We start from the raw sequence: 18232 nt of genomic DNA, 5'->3' as shown, positions 1-18232 counted from the left end.
GTCGGCGAGCGGCCGACACAGTTGGCCAAATTTCGCGGCCGGACCGCTGAAAAGTCGGCGCCTGGCGGTCCGCGGGGTGGGAGCGGGGCCGCGGAGGCGAACGGCTGCCGGACGGGGAGGCCGTCCGGGACAATGGCCGGCATGCCGAACAACGAAGATCCCGCCACTCTCTCGCCCGGCTCCGCCGAACTTGACGCCGACTTCCGGCGGCTGCGAGATCTGTGGGCTCTCCACAGCGACCGCGAAGAGGCGGCGATCATGGCGGGCTACGCCTTCGGGTACGCGCAAGCCGCGCTCGAGGCCGACCGGCCGGACCTCGCGCAGCCCAAGATCGATTGGATTGTCCACCATCGCGAGTCGGCGGAGGGACAGCAGACGGAACAAGACCCGACGTAGAGGAATGTGAGCCGGGAGAGCCCATCTCTCCTGGCTGGTTCGCGGTCTCGGATTCCCTCGCTCGGCGGTGAGCCTGCAGACTCGCTGCCAAGAGGGGGATGGTCCGCCGTCGGGCGACGACCGGCGATCAACCCGGTCGCTCCTCGCTCTGAGGTATGACCCGAACCGTAGCACGCGCTGAACGAGCGCCGACGGCAGCTAACTTACGTTAACCTTCCTTATCGTAAGTTAGAGCCAGCGCCATGAGACATGATCCGACCGCCGCCCTAACGCCTACCGGAAGGTCGCCCCGTATGCCGCCCCGGTCCACCCTCACCCCAACCCCGCCCAGCCGAGCCGCCGCCGACGCATCCCTCGACGCCCTCCGCGACCGCCACCCGCGCATGCCGAACGACGCGGCATGCGCCGTCTCCGCCATCGCCAGCGGTGACCGCGTCGAGGCGTGGCGCGACATCGCCATCCGACACGAGGCCCCCGCCACCGCCGACGACATCACCGACGCCCTCACCGTCTACGCCCGCCTCCGCGCAGACCTCGAAGACGATGAACGCTGCCTCATCGACATGGCCCGCCGCCGCGGCGTCGCCTGGGCCGAGATCGCCCGCCGCCTCGGCCTCCGCGACGGCGCGGCCGCGCAGCGCCGCCACCGCCAGCTCGTCGACGACAACGCCGGATTCTTTCCGGCCCATCGACTCCAAGATCGCGAAAGGTGACCAGTAGCCGTGTCCTACCGCACGTACATCGCCGGCCGTCTCGACATCGAGCCGCCCATCCCCTGGGGCGACATCGCCGACAGCGAGTTCCTGCCGTACGACCCGGACGAGGTCCTGGCGCGTTGCATCGAGTTCGAGATCGAGGAGCGCGACAAGGTGGCCGTGGCCATCCTCTCCGTTGACCCGCACCGCCAACTGATCGCGCACGGGCTGCTGAAGGAGATCCAGCGCATCATCGACCGCCACGGCGACGGCCGCACGTTCGCCGGCGTCCTGTGGTGCCGCGGCAATGAACCCCACGACCTGTGGCAGCTCCGCATTGTGGACGGTAAGGCCGTGAGGGTGGACCCTTGGTGGCCACCGATGCCCGCCAGTCAGAAAGGCTTCCAGTGACAGCGACTTCCACACCCCGATGGCGCGTCCGCTTGCTGCTCGACTTCCTCCCGGCCGAAATCGACACTCACGCCGACAACCTCCGGGCCATCTTCCCGGCGCTGTACTCGGCGAAGGTACTGCACAAACCCAACAAGCACGTGATCGCCGTAGCCGCCACCGTGGAGGCCGACACAGAGCGCAAGGCCATCGCCGAGCTGCGCCGCACGATCGCGGTCGGCCTGGCCGTGCACCACGTGGACCTTGTCGAGTCCAGGGCCGAGCCGAGCGGCCAAGAGCCGGACCTGGTGGCGCAATGACCAGCACACCCGACCAGACCGTCGCCGACTGGAACGCCCGGCGGCCCGTGGGCACGCCCGTCAGATACTGGCCCATCATGGGCGAGCCCGAAAGCATGGTCACCCGCACCCGCTCGCCGGCGTGGGTGCTCGGCGGGCACACACCCGTCGTCATGGTGGACGACGTGGCGGGCGGCGTCGCGCTCTCCCACGTCCGGCTCGAACCTGACGCATTCGAGGTGATGCAGCTGTGACCGAGCTGGTGCCCGTCGACGCCGCCGTGGTGGCCGGGCTTACGCCGGAGGCCGCCGAGCTGCTCGCCGCGGCCCAGGCCGAGCGCGACGAGACCCTCACCGACGAGGCGGCCGAGCTCGTCTCGCGTGGCCTGGCCGACGCCACCACCAGGTCGTACCGGCGCATCGCCGGCGAATACCGGCAGTGGTGCGAGGCCACCGGCCGCACCCCGCTCCCCGCGAGCGAGGCCACCCTCGCCAACTACGTCGCCCACCTCGCCGCCACACCCACGGCCAAGGGGAACCCGCGGGCGCCCGGCTCGATCGACCAGGCGCTGGCGTGCATCCTCGCCATGCACGACCACGCCCGCCTGACCAAGCCCAACACCAAGGCCGCCCGGCTCGCGCTACGCGCCTACCGCAAGCAGCGAACCAAGGCCGGTCACCGGAAGAAGAAGTCGCCGCCGATCACCCTGCCGGTTCTCCGCCAGATGATCGCCGCGCTGCCGACTGACACCCCGAAGGGCATCCGCGACCGCGCCCTCCTGGTGATCGGGTTCGCCCTCATGGGCCGGCGCTCCGAACTGTCAGCGCTCGACATCGGGGACCTCGTCTTCACCGAGGACGGGCTCGACGTCTACATCGCCATGTCCAAGACCGACCAGGACGCGCACGGCGAGATCATCCCCATCCCGTACGGAACCCACCGCGAGACCTGCCCTGTCCGCACCGTCCGCGCCTGGCTCGACCTCCTCGCCAAACACGGCACCACCACCGGCGCGCTCCTGCGCCCTATCGACAAGCACGACCGGATCGGCGGCATCGTCTACCCGGACGGCGGCCGCGCCGCCCGCGGCACCGGCGAACGCCTGACCGGCCACGGCATCAACTACAGGGTCAAGCTCGCCGCCGTGGCCGCCAAGCTTCCGAACGCCGGCGACTACTCCGCCCACGGGCTACGCGCCGGCGGCGCCACCTCGGCCGCCAAGAACGGCGCCCCCATGTCGGCCATCACCGCGCACGGCCGCTGGGCCGACGGGTCGCCCATCGTGGCCGGCTACATCCGCCAGGTTGACCGCTGGTCGGAAAACCCCATGCGGGGCGTCGGCCTGTAGACGATCCGACCCCCGCTGCGGCCCCGGAAGACGCCGGGGCCGTCTGCGTTTCCGCAGCTAGTTGCGTCAACCTGCCTCGTTGTGATCAATCCAGACAGGCAACTTCCCTTCGGAATAAATAAGCTGTAATATCAGAGCTATAAGAACAAAACGCGGCCCTAAGGGGTCGCTAGCTGATCGGAGCCCCCATGAGCACGCTGACGTTCGACCCGGCCAAGTTCGGAATCCTGTTCAACTTCCCGCTCGCCAGCGACTCGTCCCGCGTGATCAACGTCATGCCGGGCGACCGTGAGACCTCGAACGGGAAGATCACCGCCTGGCGCGTCGCTTGCGACCGCAAGTACCTGACCACGGAGGGCGACTGGGTGCCGGTCGCCGCGGACTCCCGCAAGCAGGATGCTGCCGAGCTGATCGGCTTCACCGACCGTGACGCGGCCCTGCAGGCCGCGTACGACGCGGCCGAAATGCTGTAACCGCCCGGCCGCCGTACCTCACCCGGGTACGGCGGCCCATCGCTACGCCCAGACCCTGTGACCCTGAAAGGCCCGCCGTGAACATCCTGGTACGCCACCTCCGACTCGCCGTGATCAACCACGCGCTCGCCCACATCGACAACACCCCCGGCGACGTCGTCGTGGCCCAGCTCGCCAGCCCGACGGTCCGCATGCGCGGCCACCTGCGCAACGACCCCGCCGCCCTCGCGGACTTCCTACGCTCGGTGACCATGGACGCCGACACACCGACGTTCTACGCCGCCTTCAAGGGCGCCCAGAACGTCCTGATCGCGGCGGGCCTGCCCTACATGCCCGACCCGGTCTCCGTGCCCGCCGCCCGAATCTGACCCCCCGAACAGGAAGAAAGGCGGAGCCCGGAATGAGCTTCTACCGGGAGAACGTCCTCTGGCAGAGCTACGACGAGCGCTGGCGCCTCGGCTTCTACATCGTGATCGACGACCCCGGGGACAACGACAGCGGGGAGGGCGCCGAGTACGACTCCACCAGCTTCGAGACCGTGTTCGAGGCCTCCACCGAGGCAGGCTGCGATGGCGAGCTACGCGCGTCGTGGCGGTCGAACCCCGGCGGCGGCGACCGGTTGGCGCCCGGGCACGACGACTGGCTGCCCAAAACCCGCGTCCTGGACGCAATGGCCGCCGAATGGGCCGAACGCCAACGCACCTGGATCGCCGCGCGCCGCCGGCCCTTTGACCCGTCTTGGGACCTCACCGGCACCCCAACTTGGGAGACTCTCGCCGAACGGTTCGACGTCACCCGCCCCGCTTCGCCGTCGGTGGCCGAGCTGGAAGCGTGGCTCAAGGTCCCCTTCGGCTCCCTGATCTGGAATCCGAGTGAGGCCATCACCCGCATCCGCGCAGGCTGGAACGTCGTCGAGCGCAACACGACGCAGCAGGCCAGCGCCACCCGGCTTGCCTGGATTCTCAAGGCCGCATCCGGTAGCGCCGACCCGTATCCGACCGCCGCTCAGGCCGCCGCAGCGCTCCTCGACTCCTGCACCATCACCCGCCGCCCGTGGCAAGAGCCCGTCTGACCCGCCGCGCCCCGGCCAGCACCACGCTGGCCGGGGCTTACCTGCGCGGTCGCCGCCGGCCGCGCCGAGGGAGGAGAATCCACCTCATGAGCACCGACCTCTCCTGGTCGCCCCCAGGCATCCCGGACCTCGTACGCGCGCTCGAGAACGCGGACCTAACCAACGTGACCTGGGAGTCCCGGTTCGGGACCTGGGAGTCCCGGTTCGGCTATGGCGGTGTCGAGGTCACCAGCCGAACATGGGCACGCCGTAGCGACGAGGAACAGGGCGCGGCCGCGGCCCGGCGTGGCCTGGTCGAGCTGGCCGAGCACACGATCAGCATCGTCGAGGAGCGCGGCTTCCAGCACGCTGTCCAGCCGGACTACATCATCGCCCACGTCACCAAGCCCACCGGGTTCGGCCACCGGAGCGGCTACGAACTCACGCTGCAGCTACGGGTCCGCCCGCCCGCCGGCGACACCATCCCAACGCCGGCCGGGGACGAGCGCCGGTCAGAACCTGTTGTGCCCCACATCAAGATCGTCTAGCGTTGGGTCCTTCCGGCCCGTCCCCTCAACGCCCGGAAGGACCCGCCAGCCGTGCCAGGAAAGCACTCCAGCTCGAACGAATGGTCGGTCACCTGCACGCGCCAGATCGCCGCGAATGTCCGGCACCACCGCGAGCGCCAGAACCTCAGCGTGCAGACCGTGGCCAACCGCTGCGCCGAGATGGGCGTTCCCATAACCCGGCCCAAGCTGGCCAAGCTGGAGTCCGGGCACGGCAACCTCCTCACCGTGCCCGAGCTGCTCGTGCTCGCCCATGCCCTCGACACGCCCCCGCTCCTCCTGCTCGCCCCCGTCGGCCGCACCGACAGCGCGGTCGAGATCGTCCCCGGGGTAGAGACCGACCCGCACACCGCGGCGGCGTGGATCGACGGCAGCGCACCACTCCCCACCGACCCGCAAGACGCCGGCGCCGCCGCCCGCGCGGAGTTACGCCTGTTACGCGAGCACCAGCGACTCCTCGACCAGTGGACATCACGCACCCGCGCAGCCGCGGCATCCCACGAGCGCGCCGGAGACGGACCCCACGCGAAAGCCTGGAGCGAAGCCGCCCACCTCCACACCCGCGAAGCCGAACACGCCGCCGAACGCATCGCCGACCAGCGCGACAACATGCGAGCCCGCGGCATCACTCCGCCCCCGCTACCCCCGGGACTCCTCCACCTCGACCACCGGCCATAGGCCCCATGGGGCGCCTTTTGCGAGGCATCTACGCGCGCACGCGCGAGGCAACCCTCGAGCGAGTCGTCTTTCCTTCCGGCCGAAGGCCGCAGCGATCGTCGTACGGCGCGTCGGGTCATGGCGTGAGGAGGGCAGGCGCCGGTCCCAGACCAGAGTCGGCACGCCAGACCTGCGTCAGCCGCGGGGCCAGCGCCTCCGCTTGCTGCAGGGTTATGCCAAAGGCCGCGAAACCGTTGATGCCGATGGACACCTCAGTGCCCTCGGGGATCACCTGTCTCAGGATCTCCCAGGCGAGATTCTTGGCTTCCTCGGAAATCCGGTGACCGGTGAGGATGCCGTCCACGTACAGGTCGGCTTTACCTCTCTCGGTGAGAATGCGGACCGCCGGGCAGTGTTCGGGCGGAGGATTCTTCGGCATGCGGCCCATCATGTCGTAGTGAGGTGCTGCATCGAGGCCGGATCAGGTGAGGTGCCGGCGCCGTGGCGGTTCGATCGCTCGCCGGCGCGGTTGTGGGGCGGGCTCATCGACGCGGTCGGCCTTGACTCGCTCTGCCTGGGCGCGTTGCCGGGCGGCCGGGGCGAGGAGGACCTCCCACACGACGCGGCCGCCGCCGCCGCGGTGTCCGAGCTCGCGGGTGCCACTGAGGACGAGGTCGGGGCACGCCTGGAGCCACGGGAGCGCAACGGCGAGTACGTCGGCCACATCGTCGGCGTTGTCGTCCATCGCACGGAACTGGACCATCAGCGGGCTGCCTTCCTGGTGAGCGTGGCGAGCGCGGACGGTCGGCCCGCGGGTGTGGCGCGGACCTGGTCCCAGTCGATGCCGGGGTGGCCGAGCAGCACGTCGAGGTCGCCGGTCCGGTAGAGCGCGACGCACGGCGAGTCACGGCGCCGCTGGTATGGGCCGTACGCCCAGCCGGAGGGCTCCAACCACTGGGCGTGCACGAGGTGGTCGAAGTCGCTGCGGCGGACCCGCAGGTACGCGGCCGCCTCGTCACTCGTGCGGAGCCCGCCGTTGTGGAAGGCGCGTTCGAGCGCGGCCCGGTCGGTGAACCCGGCGATGGCTGCCTCGTCGTAGAGCTGGTGGCCCTTGTACGTGCCGGCCTCGGCGATGAGGCCCTGGCGCGCGAGTTCGATCACGGTGTTCCGGCCGACGGTGAGGTCGGGGAACGCCGCGTTGAGGATGTCGGCGGCGCGCCGCGCGCCGACACCAGGTGAGGCGGGTGGGGTGCTTTCGGGCATCGTGATCTCTCCGTCGCGGGGATCGGTCAGGCCCCGACCGTACGCCGTCGCGCCGCCGTCCGCAACTCCGAAAAGTGGCTCTGACCAGGGGATTTCAAGCCAGGTGGCTTGTAATAGCGCGCCGGATGAATGGCCGGGCTGTCGGCGAGGGAGTAGCGTGGTGGCAGTGGCGGTCGGGCGCGCGGCTCGTCACCTCGCGGGCAGTCTCGCGGGAGATGGGCCCTGGTGGGCCTAAGGGTGTAGTGCACCCGCAGCGCGCACCGCCCGGCCGGCGGCGATCTATTCGTCGCCGGCGGGGAGGGCGGGCAGGGCGTTGTCGAGCGCGGCCCGCCACAGGTCGCCCGTCGTGGTCACCTGCCGCGCCAGCTCCATGTACTCCTGGTACGCGGTCGGCGCGGTCGCCTCGGTCACCACCTCGGGGTGCCGGTCGCGCCAGGCCCGGAGCTTGTCGATCGCGTCGGCGCTGGTGTGGAAGCACGCCGCTCGCGCCCGTTCGGCCAGCGCGGTGGGCAACGACAGGGTGAGCTTCTCTGCCCATCCTCGATCAAGCGATCCGGGCCACCGGCCCGACCGCGGCGCGTTGTCCGGGATGGGCGGCCAGTCGTGGTCCCAGCCGCGCTGGCGCAGCTCCGCCTGTACGGCGTGCGTCATGAACACGTCCTGGGTGTCGAGCAGCTCGCCGCGCTCGCGGAGGCCGGCGACGTACGCCCGGGCGGCGCCCCTGATCGCGGCCCGCTTGCGGGCGGGCATGTCCCGGGTGATCTCCCAGCGCGGGTCCTGCAGCAGCTCCTCGCGGCGCGCGACTTCCGCCGCGGTGTGGGCGACGAGCCGGTCGCGCAGCCCGGTGGTGATGCGCAGGTAGATGGGCGCCGTGCCTGCCATAGGTGACAGCGTGCCAGATGAGCTAGCCAAGTGGCTTGAGATTAAGCCATCTGGCTAGAAATCAAGCCAGGTGGCTTGAATCGCCGGCTGCCCCGCCGGTGGACGGATCTGGCCGCCCGGAGGATCCCCACGATTTTTTTCGTAGCGTGACGCACATCACATTGGGGTGCTGGGTGTCTGCCCGCTCCTAGATCAAAAGTCCCTCACCATGACCTATGCACCACAGAACGTACAGGCATTTCGTTCCAGCAGGTCAAACCGGGGTTAGGCGGCATATGAAGTTCTGCGCGCACGGCCCGTGAGTGTTGTTTATGGTTGTAGATAGCTTCTTTACCCCGGCAGGTCGGCCGGCCACTGCAGAGTCGACCGGCCATCAGGGGCCGGCCGCACCGAGGAAAGGCGCAAATCGGCCGTGAATAAGAAGGACAACAGGTTCAAGCAGTGGTGGCGGAGCCGGAGATGGCCCGAACCGCAGGAGCTCGCCATGACGGCGTTCAACCTCGCGGTGACGATCTTCTTCAGGCTCGGCGGCTGACCCAGGAGGTACCAGCTCCTGACCCAGCCCCCGGCCTGATGGCCCCCACCTCGTGAAGGGAGGACCAGTCCCGGGCCTCGTATCGTGTCGCTAACCGGCGGCGGTACGGGGCCCCTTCTACATGTCTGACCAGGGAGTCTTCGCGAGATTCCCATGGACTGAAATCTGCATGTACTTAGCACTGTACTCGCCGGATCGTAGTTGTGCTTACATCGCAGGAAAACCTCTTGGGAAACCATCTCCTAACTGTTGGCTTCCCATCGCACTTCTTAACGGTGACTCGGACTCCGACTTCTTCTCTTCCACAGTGCTTCTGGTTGTCGTAGTAGTGCTTTCCGCCGTCGTTCCCGGCTTGGTTCTTATCGAGAGATACGCCAAGACGTAAGCGGCGGGATCGTCTACCTTCCCTCTCCCCTACTGGAGAGGCCCCCATATGCCCCCGTTCCTTCCCTGGCTGGTGTTCGCGTTCAGCGCGCTGGCGCTGGCCCTGTCCGTCTTGTACTGCCGGCGGGCCCGACGGCACGCCCTCGCCGCGTCCGTCTCCGCCGCTGGCGCGGCCGCGTCCGAGAACCTCGCCATGCTCTCGGCCGCGGCCGCCGAGTCGAGCCGCCGCATCGCTGGCGCGGTGGCCCGGAACGCCGCCCGCCACCGAGCGCACGACCACACCGCCGAGACCGCCCAGCCCGTCTCCGAGGACATCCGCGTCGTCGGGGGCGGCCTGTGAGCGGATTCGTGCAGCATGGCCCTGGGGAATTCTGCCCCGTCATGACTCGGCCGGGCGAACTGCCGATCGAACCCGACGGGACGAACCCCACGCCGGCACCGGACTGGCCGGCCAGCGGGGATTGCCGGAACTGCGGCCGCTGGGGCGTGATCTACGAGACGCCCCCGCTCGACCCCGCCCAGGCCGACCTCGCCGAGAGGTTCGCCCGCTGGTTTGGCGGGTCGCTCGCCTGGGACCTCGGGGTGCGTGAGCCGTATGCTCCCCTGCACAAGGATCTGTTCGACCTGCACGCCCGGGTCGAGGTGGTGGTGCTCGCCGGCAACGCAGGCGCGGCACCGGTGACGGCACAGCAGTGCCGTGAATGCGGCGGGGACGGCTGGCCCTGCAAGACGCTGCGCGTCATGGCCGAGTGGCACAAGGGTGTTCCGGGGTGGGACGAGAGGTGGTCGGCATGAAGCACCAGTTCAAGCTCGACGAGGACGGCGAGGTCGACCTGTTCGCCGTCGCCAACGACTGGGAGTTCCACAACGGCCCTTGGTGTCTGACCTGCAAGGACACGTGGTGCGTGCACTGTCACCCAGAGCGCAGCCTGGAGGAGGAGTGCCCCGGTTGGCGGCGGGATGACTGCTCGCGGTGGCCCACTCGGTCAGGAAAGCACGGCTACCATTTGCGGGCCCGTCGTCGGCGCCGCCGTGAACGCCGGAGGCGCGCATGACCTCCCGCCAGGACCAGCTCCGCAACCTGCTCGACGGCATGGTGGAGGTGATGCCCGTCGACGAGTTCGTGGCCGAGGCGACGCGCCGCATCATGGGGCCGCTGCACGAGCACCCCGTCCTGCAGGAGGTACGCGAACGCCGCTCGGCCGCCCTCCTGCTGTGGAGCGGGACGACCGGCGAGGCCGTCGAGCAGGTCATCACCGCCGAGCAGGCGAACGACCTGCGCGCCTACTACGAGCAGCTCCGCGAACAATCGGAACGCGACGGCATCATCGGCTGCGGGGCGCTGCCCCCCACGCTTCCCCCTCCGATGCCTGGCCACTGGGCGACCGTGTACGGGGTGCGCCTCATGATCGAGGACCCGACCCCGGTGCTCGGCGAGTACACCCCCACCGACAGCCCGGACCGCGCCAGAGGACTGGAGGCGATCCGCGCGCACCTGCTGCCCGCCGGCACCGCCGTCCACGTGCACGGCTACGCCTACATGTCCGCGCTCGAGCTCCGGTACGGGCTGCGGGACAGGACCGTCGCGACCGCGAAGAAGCGGCTCGCCGCAAGCCTGGGCAGGCCGCACTTCCTGGCGGTGCTCGGCGCCGAGGACCTCGCCGGGCCGTTCGAGTACCCGGCCCAGGCCGCCCACGACGAGGACGGCTGGGGCATGGTGTACGGGTTCACCCTGCAGGCGATCCCCGGCGCGACGCCGTTCCTCGTGTTGCGGCCGGCCCCGAGTCTGCCGCCCGGGCTGCTCCATCCCGACCGTGCGGGCCGCTGGGAACGTCGCGAGCCGATCACCGACCCGAGCTATATCTCTCTGCCCGTCGTCCACGGCCTCGACCCGTCGCGCATCTCCGGCCAGGTGTCAGTGCTCACCGCCAGGGCGACAGGCCGCGTAGAGATCAACGCCGACCGCGCAGCGGCCGAAGTGTACGAGGTGACCCCGTGACCCACCAGATCACCGCCGACCAAGCCGCGACGTTGCTCGGCATCGCCCACGAGCACCGGCCCGCGTTCGTGCTCCTGGTGGCTCGCATGCAGACGCCGGCCGCTGTCGAGAACGAGCTGCAGCAGCTCCGCGACGAGCTGGAGGCCGTCAACGACGCGCTCCACGCCCACGGCATCGACTACCCGACCGGCGCCCGCGGCGTACGAGACCTGGGCAACCTGATGCGCGGCGCCTTGACCGCGCGGGACGAGGCCCGGGCCGAGGCCGCCGCTCAAGGCCTCCAGGCTGCCGGGCCCTTGTCCGGGCATGAGGGGTATCTGCGGGGTGACGGCGCCCGCGTCGTCTACGACGGGGCGGCCAAGCTGCACCGCGCGTGGCCCGGCAGCACGGTCCACGAGGTACGCGCCACGGTGGTCCGCCATGAGCCCGAGCACGATGACCTGTCGCGGCCCCTGTTCATGTCAGACCCGTCCGTATACGTCGAGCTGGAAGCGACCACAGCGATGCCAGCCGACGACACGTGGTCGTACCCCCGCCCCGTCAGCAGGCGGGAGGAATGGGTCGTCACGCTGCCCCCGCCGCCGGGCAGCGCCGACGTGCCCGTGGTGCTCACGGGCCAGGCGGTCAAGGCGGATAGCAACCCCGGCGGCTGGTGGTCGGCACGCCTGCAGGTTCTCTCCGCGTCCATCCCCGGCCGGTGACGTTCCGTAGCGGGGTGCCGGGAATCGCGGGGGCTGCACCTACCGTCAGTGATCACCGGGTGGGTGGGCTCGCGGGGGGTTGCCGCCGGCCCGCGCAGGCTGGGAGGCTCGCCACCATGACGAGACACGGTGACACCGGCGGCTGGGCCGCGAGCGACTCGGGCGGCTGGGCGCCCAGCGTGGGCGGCGGCGTCCGCCACTCCACGGGCGGCATGCGGCACATGGGCGGTATGCGGCATCTCGGCGGCTGGTAGACCGGCACAATTCGATCTAGAGGGCCCGAACCCCGGCAGAGGGGGGTTCGGGCCCTCCCCTGTTCCATCAGGCCGCGAGCAGGGACGTAAGGCGCGGCCGCGGCTATCTTGCCCGCCATGGCCGCGGGACTCTACGACCTGCTCATCGAGGCGGGCACCGACTACGACCGGGTGCTGACGTTGACCGACCAGACCCCCGAGCGGGTGCCGCTCGACCTGACCGGCTGCCACGTGAGGGCGCAGATCCGGCCCAACCATTCACGGAACGCGCCGCTCCTGCACGACCTGGCGCCCAATCTCGCCATCACCAACCCGGCCGGCGGAGTCATCGCCCTGCGCATCCCCGGCGAGGCGTCGGCCGCGTGGGCGTGGCGGACCGGGGTGTGGGACCTGGAAGTCGTCGACGCCGGCGGCGCGCCGCTCCGGCTGCTGAAAGGCGCCGTCAGGGTGTCGCCGGAGGTTACGCGATGAGCGAGCCGGGCGTGGAGGTGTCGGAGCTCGCCGGCGACGGCGTCATAGTCACTGTCGAGGAGTCGGGCGGCGTCGCGGTCGAGGTGGCGGAGGTCACCACCGCGGTGAGCGTCGCCCTGGCCGTGCCTGGCATCCAAGGCTCGCCCGGCACGCCCGGCCCGCGCGGTGAGCAGGGCCCGGCCGGTCCCGAGGGCGGCGCCTACCAGACCGAGGTCGTGTTCGCCGTGCCGGCGCTGGTGTGGGAGACGGAACACACGCTCGCCCGCCAACCTCACGTCACCTGTTTCACGAGCGACGGGCAGCGGGTGGAGGGCGATCCGTCCTACCCGGCCGACAACGTCGTGCGCGTCACGTGGGCGGTGCCGATGTCCGGCACGCTCCGACTCACCTAGGGGGCACCGTGCCGAACTGGTTCAACCAGCACCACTTCAACAAGATCCCGCCGACCGGATTCGTCCTGCCGTCGTCCGGGACCGAGCCCGCCGCCGCGGTGACGTTCGAGCTGTGGGGCGACACCGGCACCGGCCGCGCGAAGTGGCGCACCGCCGGCGGCGCGTGGATGGCGTTCGACGACGTCGCCGACGCCGCCGTCACTGACGCGAAGATCGCCGCAGGCGCGAACATCAGCTTGTCCAAGCTGGCCACGAACCCACTCGCCAGGTCCAACCACACCGGCACCCAATCCGCCGCCACGATCAGTGACCTGGCCACGACGGTGAAGGCGTTCCGCCTCGACGAGTTCGCCGCCCCTACCGCTGCTCTGAACGCGGGCGGCCAACGATGGACCAACGTCGGAGCGCCCGTCAACCCCAACGATGGCGCCCGCCTCGCCGACGTGCAGGCCGCGGCCGCCGGCATCAGCGTGAAGCCCGCCGTGCGCGCCGGCACGCTGGTCAACATCGCATTGACCGGGCTGCTGACGGTGGACGGGGTGGCGCTGCAGGCGGGTGACCGGGTGCTCGTCAAGGCGCAGACGGACGCCACGCAGAACGGGCTCTACACCGCGGCCGCCAGCGCTTGGTCGCGCACCGGCGACGCCATGGCGCCGAACACGTTCGTCTTCGTCAGTGAGGGCGCCACGCTCGCTGAGACCGGGTGGGCGATCTCGACGAACGCGCCCATCACGGTCGGCAGCACGGCGATCGCCTGGGCGCAGTTCGCCGGCGATGGTGGAGGCGGCGGCGCTGGCGCGGGCCTCGTCCAGAACGGCGCCCTGCTGGATGTGGTGGCCGCGGACGGGTCGATCGTCGTCAACCCCGACTCGCTCGCGGTCGGCCTGGTCCCCATCACGAAGGGAGGTACGGGCGCCACCACCGCGGCGGCAGCACGAGCCGCGCTCGGAGTCGGCGGCACCTACTCGGCGGACTTGCCCGCGCTTACCGCGGGGACGTGGGCCAACATCACCCACAGCCTGAACACCGTGGACATCGCCGAGCCCACGTTCCGGGACCTGGCCACCGGGGAGTTCGTCCGCCTCGACGCCAAGACCATCGACGCCAACACCGTCGCAGTACGCGCGGCCGTTCCCGTGGCCGCCAACACGCTACGGATCACGGTGAAGTCCTGATGCGCCACCTCAACCCCCTCCACATACCGCAGCTCCCCGCCTCGCCTGCCACTCCCCCGGCTGGGTACGTGGCCGTCGCCGCCGGGCTGGACGGGCGGCTCCAGACGCGTTCCGCCGCTGGCGTTACGTCGGTCGTCCCGTCCGCGCACCGGGTGTCATTGGCTCAAGACGTCACGTTGCACGCCGCCCGGCCCGACTGGGCCGCGGTGTCGGGGCTTCAGCTCGATCTGCCGTCCGGCGTGCATCGTGTCTCCGGCGTCTTCACCATGACGACCTCGCTGGGCAGGTGGGCGTTCACCAGCTACGGCTTCGACGGGCCGGCATCCGGCCGCATCCTCAAGGTGGACCAGGCGGAGACCGTTGCAGGGAGCGTCTACGGCGGCTTGTGGTTCAGCGAGGCCTGGGGCAACCTGATCAACGGGGTACGAGGAGGAGACGACGCGACCGAAAGGCAATACGTGGTGGCCGAGCTCCTGGTCCTGATGCCCGAGCCGGGCCAGGTCACCCTCCTCGGGCAGGTTGAAACGCCTCGCGCTTGGCACGACTTCGACGGCACCTCCGACAACTGGTCCATGAGCGGCGCCGACGTGGACGAGTCGAACACCGACTACGTGCACTCCGGCTCCCTGTCCGGGAAGATCGTCGCGGTCGGCGACGAACGCGCAGTCCTGTACGTGTATGAGGGCGCGTCTCCGGCCACGACGTGGAGTTGCGAGGCGTGGATGTACTCGCCGACCGGTCTGCCCTGGGCTGGCCTGGAGATCGACTTCATGGACGACAACGGTGAATCCCTTGGCATCCAGGCGGCATACAGCGCTCTTCCGGCGGGCGTGTGGACACGGCGGGCGGTAACCGGGATCGCGCCGGCCCGGACCACCCAGATCTACGCTCAGGTCGGCCTGGAGACCGCGAACAACGGCGCCGCGGCCGGGAACACCGTCTATGTGGATGACATCGTGTTGGCGCAGCAGGGGGACACGTTCACGGTCAAGGCGGGCTCTTACCTCCAGACCACGCCGATGTGACGGCTCCCGCGGTAGGGCGGCGCCGTGGTGCCCGTCCTCCGACTTCGGGCAGTTCTCGGGTTGCTACCTCTCGAGGGTCTGGCCGATGGTTTCCGCGCTTGTGCGCGTCGCTTCGCATAAGTCGGTCCTGAGGGGGGTGGGCAGGGTGCCGAGCCCGAGGCCCGACAGGTGCACGATGGAGGTCAGCGCGGCCGCCTCCTGCTCACTGATCAGGCTGAGACAAGGCTCGTGGGCGAGGATGTCTCGGGCGACGTAGCCGTCTGCCGCCTGGATCACCTCCCGTGCCAGGCTGGCGGCTACGTGCGAGCGTTCGGGCTGGTCGGCGTCTTCCAGGTCGAGAACGGTCAGGCCGAGCCGCACGCGGAAGACCAGCAGCCCCGGCACCGGAGTGAGTTCCAGATGCCGGTCCCGCATTGTCTGGACGGCGGCGCCGACCGGGCTTCCGGCCTGCTGGAGGCAGAGCACGGTCAGGCAGGCCGCGACGGCTTTCTCCCACGGCTCCGATGCGTCGCTCTGCTCAAGCAGTGTCATGGCCACGTCCGTGTCGCCTGCGACGCAGCGCGCGAGGATGGCCACCTGTCGGCCATCCAGTAGGCGTTGGCCGATGCCGCGCTGGCGGCGCAGGTGCTCGTGCGCGTCCTTCCACCGGCCTGCGCTGGTCAGCGCGCGTGTGCCGTCCGCGAGGAGCACGCTCCACAGCCACTCCGCCACGCTTCTTCGGTCGTCGGCGGTCGCGGTCAGGTTCGTTGCCGGGATAGCCAGGCCGTCGATGACCGTGTCCTGCTGTGATGCGATGGCGTCGAACAGGTCGGTCAGGAGCTGATGGCCGGCATCGTGCTCGCCGTCTCGGATCGCCAGCCGTGCCAGGTTGACGACGGGTTCGAGAGCGCGGCGCGCGGCCTGCGCGCCCAGAGGGCGGGCGCGCAGGTACGTGGCGGCGTGGCGATGGCACATGTGCCTGGCCAGGTCCGGTAACCCCACGTCGGAGGCCAACAGCGCGGCTTGGTTCCAGACGGCGGACGCGGATGTCTGGTCCCCCGTTCGTGCGGCCTGGTCAGCCAGGGCGCGCAGCGCGCCGATGCGGTCGTCGAGCGGCGGGCACCCTGGGCGGGGGCGCGCGACGAGGGGGAAGCGGCGAGCGATTGGCCCGGTGGGGTCCATGCCGGCTATTCCCAGATGACGATGATCTGGTGGTGGTCGCGGTCGAGGACGAACCGGCCGGCCCCTGGGTTGTCGCCGGAGGCGGGGTCGTCGGGGATCTCGAATCGGGCGGTCACGTCCCGGTATTCGCTATCCCACCGGCAGATCTCCTCCGCCACCTGGTCCATGAGCTTGGCGGGAGACGGGCCGTGGCCGACGACGCCGAGCTCATACAGCTTGCGACCGCCTTCCTCGGGTTGCGCGGGCCGGATGGTGAGATAGACGAGGTCACGATCGTTGACGGTCGCCATGGACCCCCACGGGAACATGGGCGTGACCACGCCACGCTCCTTCGCTTCGGGCGAGGTGTTCATCCGCATGAGGGCGTTGTCCAGGCGCAGGCACAGCCACAGGTCCAGCCACTCCAGCGACACGTCAGCGGGGAAGAGGACGCCGGTCCAGTCCTCGCGCCGTTCGCTGGTCAGCACGCCGTCCAGCCCGGCCGGTTCGACGGCCTGGTCCCTGTGGGCTTGCAGGGTGACGTCCTGCTCGGGGGTGAGGTGGATGTAGCGGCGGGCATCGTCGCCGATCCCGCGCAGCGGCATGAACACGGTCTGCTTGCTGTCGAGGCTGTGCCAGCCGTGGTCGTTGCGCTCGAAGACGATGCTGCGGGAACTGGTGCCGCGCAGCCGCACCGGTGCGACCAGTCGGCCGCCGGGGGCGAGCTGGTCCCTCCATGCGTCCGGGATCTCGTAGGCGCCCACGGTGGCGATGATGCGCTCGTAGGGGGCGCAGTCGGGGTGGCCGAGCGCGCCGTCGCCGAGGACGACCTCGACGTTGCTGATGCCTGCGGCGGCGAGGTGCTCACGGGCGCCGGTGACGAGGTCGATGTCCACGTCGATGGTGGTGACGTAGCCGCGCTCGCCGACGATGGCGGCCATGAGAGCAGCGTTGTAGCCGGTGCCCGCGCCGGCCTCCATGATGCGGTCGCCGGGTTGGGGGGCAAGCTGCTCGAGCATCGTGGCGACGGTCCACGGCTGGGAGGCGGCGGAGATGTTGACGCCGGCGTTGTCCTGCTTGATGTATACGGGGGTGTCGGCGTACGCCTGGTCGAGGGGGACGCCGGGCAGGAACAGGTGACGCGGGGTGCGGCGGAAGGCGGCTTCGACGGCGGCGGTGCGGATCACCTTGTGGTCGAGGAGCCGGCGGGTCAGCTCGTCGCGGAGGTGGTCGGCGGAGGCAGCCGACCGGTCATCGCTGATAGTAGTCACTGGATTCACCTTAGTTATCGGATGGGTGGTGGGAGGCGATGACACGAAGTCGTCGCCTCGGTGGAACACGGTGTCCACCGCCAGCGCGGCCAGCACAGCCTGGTCCTCGATCGGCAGGCCGGCGCGGTTGGCGTGGAAGATGATGTGGTGGGCGAGCACCGACCGCAGCCCGCGCGTCAGTTTCCCTTCGGCTGCCAGTTCGGCCAGAGCTTGCCCAGTCCGCTCGAACGCGGCGATCCACTCGCCGTAGCCGGCGAGAGCTCCGCCGCGGGCCGGGTCGCACAGGCGCCGGGTGTCGGCGGTCATGAGCCGCTCCATCGCCGCCGCTAGTTCGGCGGCCCGCTCGGCTGGGATGATCTCCGACCTGGCGGGGCGGAGCGCGGCGACTTTGGCCCACACGTCGCCTTGCTCGTACCAGTCGAGCGAGGCTGCTCGCAGCAACGCACCGCAGAGCACGACGCTGGTTTCGCGCATGCCCAGCCGCGGCGGGTCGGGCTCCGCCGCGCGGGTGAGCAGGTAGCGGCTGTCGTGGTGGAACAGGGTGTGGGCGGCTTCCATCCCCGCCCAGCCGCCGAACGCGTGGAGTTCCGGCTCGTAGCGGCCGTGCGCCCAACCCTCGATCTGCCCTTGTCCGGCCAGCGTGTCGAGTAGTTCGTTCACGGCGGCTGGGGCACTGGCGGCTCGCACGCGCAGCTTCCACCGCTCCTTTCGGACATACCACCAGCCCTGGGCGCTCCCTTCGTCCTGAAGCGCGGTGAGTACGGGCAGCAGGGCGCGGGCGGCTACCTGCTCGGCGGTCTGGCGATCGGGAAATTTGATGTTGTACTGGCGCCAGGTGGGGGTCGGCATCGGTCGATGGTCCTTT

Annotated in this window: 28 protein-coding genes; 22 read left to right on the top strand and 6 right to left on the bottom strand. The window is 70.1% G+C overall.

What is annotated here, in order from left to right; translation table 11 throughout:
- Positions 1–141 precede the first annotated feature (141 nt).
- From ACIHFD_RS49720 to ACIHFD_RS49670, 11 genes are all read left to right on the top strand, one after another.
- Positions 142–396: a hypothetical protein gene (locus ACIHFD_RS49720; protein ID WP_397372861.1), complete on the top strand. Its 255-nt coding sequence runs from the start codon at positions 142–144 to the stop codon at positions 394–396.
- A 293-nt stretch (positions 397–689) separates the two neighbouring features.
- A complete protein-coding gene (locus ACIHFD_RS49715) occupies positions 690–1109 on the top strand; it encodes a hypothetical protein (protein ID WP_397372860.1) in 420 nt (139 codons plus the stop codon).
- Between the two features lie 9 nt (positions 1110–1118).
- Positions 1119–1502, top strand: a complete 384-nt coding sequence (locus ACIHFD_RS49710) for a DUF6205 family protein (RefSeq protein ID WP_397372859.1) — start codon at positions 1119–1121, stop codon at positions 1500–1502.
- Between the two features lie 32 nt (positions 1503–1534).
- Positions 1535–1801 (top strand): hypothetical protein, encoded by a 267-nt coding sequence (locus ACIHFD_RS49705; protein WP_397372858.1) that lies wholly within the window; start codon positions 1535–1537, stop codon positions 1799–1801.
- The gene (locus tag ACIHFD_RS49700; protein WP_397372857.1) at positions 1798–2034 is read left to right on the top strand and encodes a hypothetical protein; all 237 of its coding nucleotides are present in this window, start codon (positions 1798–1800) and stop codon (positions 2032–2034) included. The genes ACIHFD_RS49705 and ACIHFD_RS49700 overlap by 4 nt, the downstream gene beginning before the upstream one ends.
- Positions 2031–3128, top strand: a complete 1098-nt coding sequence (locus ACIHFD_RS49695; protein WP_397372856.1) for an integrase — start codon at positions 2031–2033, stop codon at positions 3126–3128. The genes ACIHFD_RS49700 and ACIHFD_RS49695 overlap by 4 nt, the downstream gene beginning before the upstream one ends.
- A gap of 188 nt (positions 3129–3316) precedes the next feature.
- Complete coding sequence (locus ACIHFD_RS49690) at positions 3317–3601, top strand: hypothetical protein (RefSeq protein ID WP_397372855.1); 285 nt, start codon at positions 3317–3319, stop codon at positions 3599–3601.
- Between the two features lie 77 nt (positions 3602–3678).
- On the top strand, positions 3679–3969 hold the full coding sequence (locus ACIHFD_RS49685) for a hypothetical protein (RefSeq protein ID WP_397372854.1): 291 nt from the start codon (positions 3679–3681) through the stop codon (positions 3967–3969).
- A 32-nt stretch (positions 3970–4001) separates the two neighbouring features.
- Positions 4002–4673: a hypothetical protein gene (locus tag ACIHFD_RS49680; RefSeq protein WP_397372853.1), complete on the top strand. Its 672-nt coding sequence runs from the start codon at positions 4002–4004 to the stop codon at positions 4671–4673.
- 86 nt (positions 4674–4759) lie between these two features.
- A complete protein-coding gene (locus ACIHFD_RS49675) occupies positions 4760–5200 on the top strand; it encodes a hypothetical protein (RefSeq protein ID WP_397372852.1) in 441 nt (146 codons plus the stop codon).
- A gap of 51 nt (positions 5201–5251) precedes the next feature.
- Positions 5252–5896, top strand: a complete 645-nt coding sequence (locus ACIHFD_RS49670; protein WP_397372851.1) for a helix-turn-helix domain-containing protein — start codon at positions 5252–5254, stop codon at positions 5894–5896.
- 115 nt (positions 5897–6011) lie between these two features.
- On the opposite strand, the gene ACIHFD_RS49665 is transcribed toward ACIHFD_RS49670, so the two are convergent.
- The 4 genes from ACIHFD_RS49665 to ACIHFD_RS49650 form a co-directional block, all read right to left on the bottom strand.
- Positions 6012–6314 (bottom strand): hypothetical protein, encoded by a 303-nt coding sequence (locus tag ACIHFD_RS49665; RefSeq protein WP_397372850.1) that lies wholly within the window; start codon positions 6312–6314, stop codon positions 6012–6014.
- Between the two features lie 42 nt (positions 6315–6356).
- Positions 6357–6638, bottom strand: a complete 282-nt coding sequence (locus ACIHFD_RS49660; RefSeq protein ID WP_397372849.1) for a hypothetical protein — start codon at positions 6636–6638, stop codon at positions 6357–6359.
- Positions 6638–7138, bottom strand: coding sequence for a hypothetical protein (locus ACIHFD_RS49655; RefSeq protein ID WP_397372848.1), 501 nt, complete (start codon positions 7136–7138; stop codon positions 6638–6640). Before ACIHFD_RS49655 ends, ACIHFD_RS49660 begins: the two co-directional genes overlap by 1 nt.
- 279 nt (positions 7139–7417) lie before the next feature.
- Complete coding sequence (locus ACIHFD_RS49650; RefSeq protein ID WP_397372847.1) at positions 7418–8020, bottom strand: hypothetical protein; 603 nt, start codon at positions 8018–8020, stop codon at positions 7418–7420.
- A gap of 412 nt (positions 8021–8432) precedes the next feature.
- On the opposite strand from ACIHFD_RS49650, the gene ACIHFD_RS49645 reads away from it, so the two are divergent.
- From ACIHFD_RS49645 to ACIHFD_RS49595, 11 genes are all read left to right on the top strand, one after another.
- Complete coding sequence (locus tag ACIHFD_RS49645) at positions 8433–8555, top strand: hypothetical protein (protein WP_397372846.1); 123 nt, start codon at positions 8433–8435, stop codon at positions 8553–8555.
- A 433-nt stretch (positions 8556–8988) separates the two neighbouring features.
- The gene (locus tag ACIHFD_RS49640) at positions 8989–9279 is read left to right on the top strand and encodes a hypothetical protein (RefSeq protein WP_397372845.1); all 291 of its coding nucleotides are present in this window, start codon (positions 8989–8991) and stop codon (positions 9277–9279) included.
- Positions 9276–9734, top strand: coding sequence for a hypothetical protein (locus ACIHFD_RS49635; protein WP_397372844.1), 459 nt, complete (start codon positions 9276–9278; stop codon positions 9732–9734). The genes ACIHFD_RS49640 and ACIHFD_RS49635 overlap by 4 nt, the downstream gene beginning before the upstream one ends.
- On the top strand, positions 9731–9994 hold the full coding sequence (locus ACIHFD_RS49630) for a hypothetical protein (RefSeq protein WP_397372843.1): 264 nt from the start codon (positions 9731–9733) through the stop codon (positions 9992–9994). The genes ACIHFD_RS49635 and ACIHFD_RS49630 overlap by 4 nt, the downstream gene beginning before the upstream one ends.
- Positions 9991–10938 carry a hypothetical protein gene (locus ACIHFD_RS49625; RefSeq protein WP_397372842.1) on the top strand — a complete coding sequence of 316 codons (948 nt, stop codon included), beginning with the start codon at positions 9991–9993 and terminating at the stop codon, positions 10936–10938. The genes ACIHFD_RS49630 and ACIHFD_RS49625 overlap by 4 nt, the downstream gene beginning before the upstream one ends.
- The gene (locus ACIHFD_RS49620) at positions 10935–11639 is read left to right on the top strand and encodes a hypothetical protein (RefSeq protein ID WP_397372841.1); all 705 of its coding nucleotides are present in this window, start codon (positions 10935–10937) and stop codon (positions 11637–11639) included. Before ACIHFD_RS49625 ends, ACIHFD_RS49620 begins: the two co-directional genes overlap by 4 nt.
- A gap of 116 nt (positions 11640–11755) precedes the next feature.
- Positions 11756–11893 (top strand): hypothetical protein, encoded by a 138-nt coding sequence (locus ACIHFD_RS49615; protein WP_397372840.1) that lies wholly within the window; start codon positions 11756–11758, stop codon positions 11891–11893.
- Positions 11894–12010: 117 nt separating this feature from the next.
- The gene (locus ACIHFD_RS49610; protein WP_397372839.1) at positions 12011–12364 is read left to right on the top strand and encodes a hypothetical protein; all 354 of its coding nucleotides are present in this window, start codon (positions 12011–12013) and stop codon (positions 12362–12364) included.
- The gene (locus ACIHFD_RS49605; protein ID WP_397372838.1) at positions 12361–12756 is read left to right on the top strand and encodes a hypothetical protein; all 396 of its coding nucleotides are present in this window, start codon (positions 12361–12363) and stop codon (positions 12754–12756) included. The genes ACIHFD_RS49610 and ACIHFD_RS49605 overlap by 4 nt, the downstream gene beginning before the upstream one ends.
- An 8-nt stretch (positions 12757–12764) precedes the next feature.
- Positions 12765–13931 (top strand): hypothetical protein, encoded by a 1167-nt coding sequence (locus tag ACIHFD_RS49600; RefSeq protein WP_397372837.1) that lies wholly within the window; start codon positions 12765–12767, stop codon positions 13929–13931.
- Positions 13931–14956: a hypothetical protein gene (locus ACIHFD_RS49595; RefSeq protein ID WP_397372836.1), complete on the top strand. Its 1026-nt coding sequence runs from the start codon at positions 13931–13933 to the stop codon at positions 14954–14956. The genes ACIHFD_RS49600 and ACIHFD_RS49595 overlap by 1 nt, the downstream gene beginning before the upstream one ends.
- 63 nt (positions 14957–15019) lie before the next feature.
- Here ACIHFD_RS49595 and ACIHFD_RS49590 read toward each other — a convergent pair whose 3' ends face one another.
- Both ACIHFD_RS49590 and fxlM read right to left on the bottom strand, forming a co-directional pair.
- Positions 15020–16117, bottom strand: a complete 1098-nt coding sequence (locus ACIHFD_RS49590) for a hypothetical protein (protein WP_397372835.1) — start codon at positions 16115–16117, stop codon at positions 15020–15022.
- Positions 16118–16122: 5 nt separating this feature from the next.
- Entirely contained in the window at positions 16123–18216 is a 2094-nt protein-coding gene (gene fxlM, locus ACIHFD_RS49585; protein ID WP_397372834.1) for a methyltransferase, FxLD system, read from the bottom strand.
- Between the last annotated feature and the right edge of the window lie 16 nt (positions 18217–18232).

It is taken from the genome of Nonomuraea sp. NPDC051941 (assembly GCF_044593615.1).
Note: the sequence above shows the minus strand (reverse complement) of the source record. Positions and strands in the feature narration are given on the sequence as shown.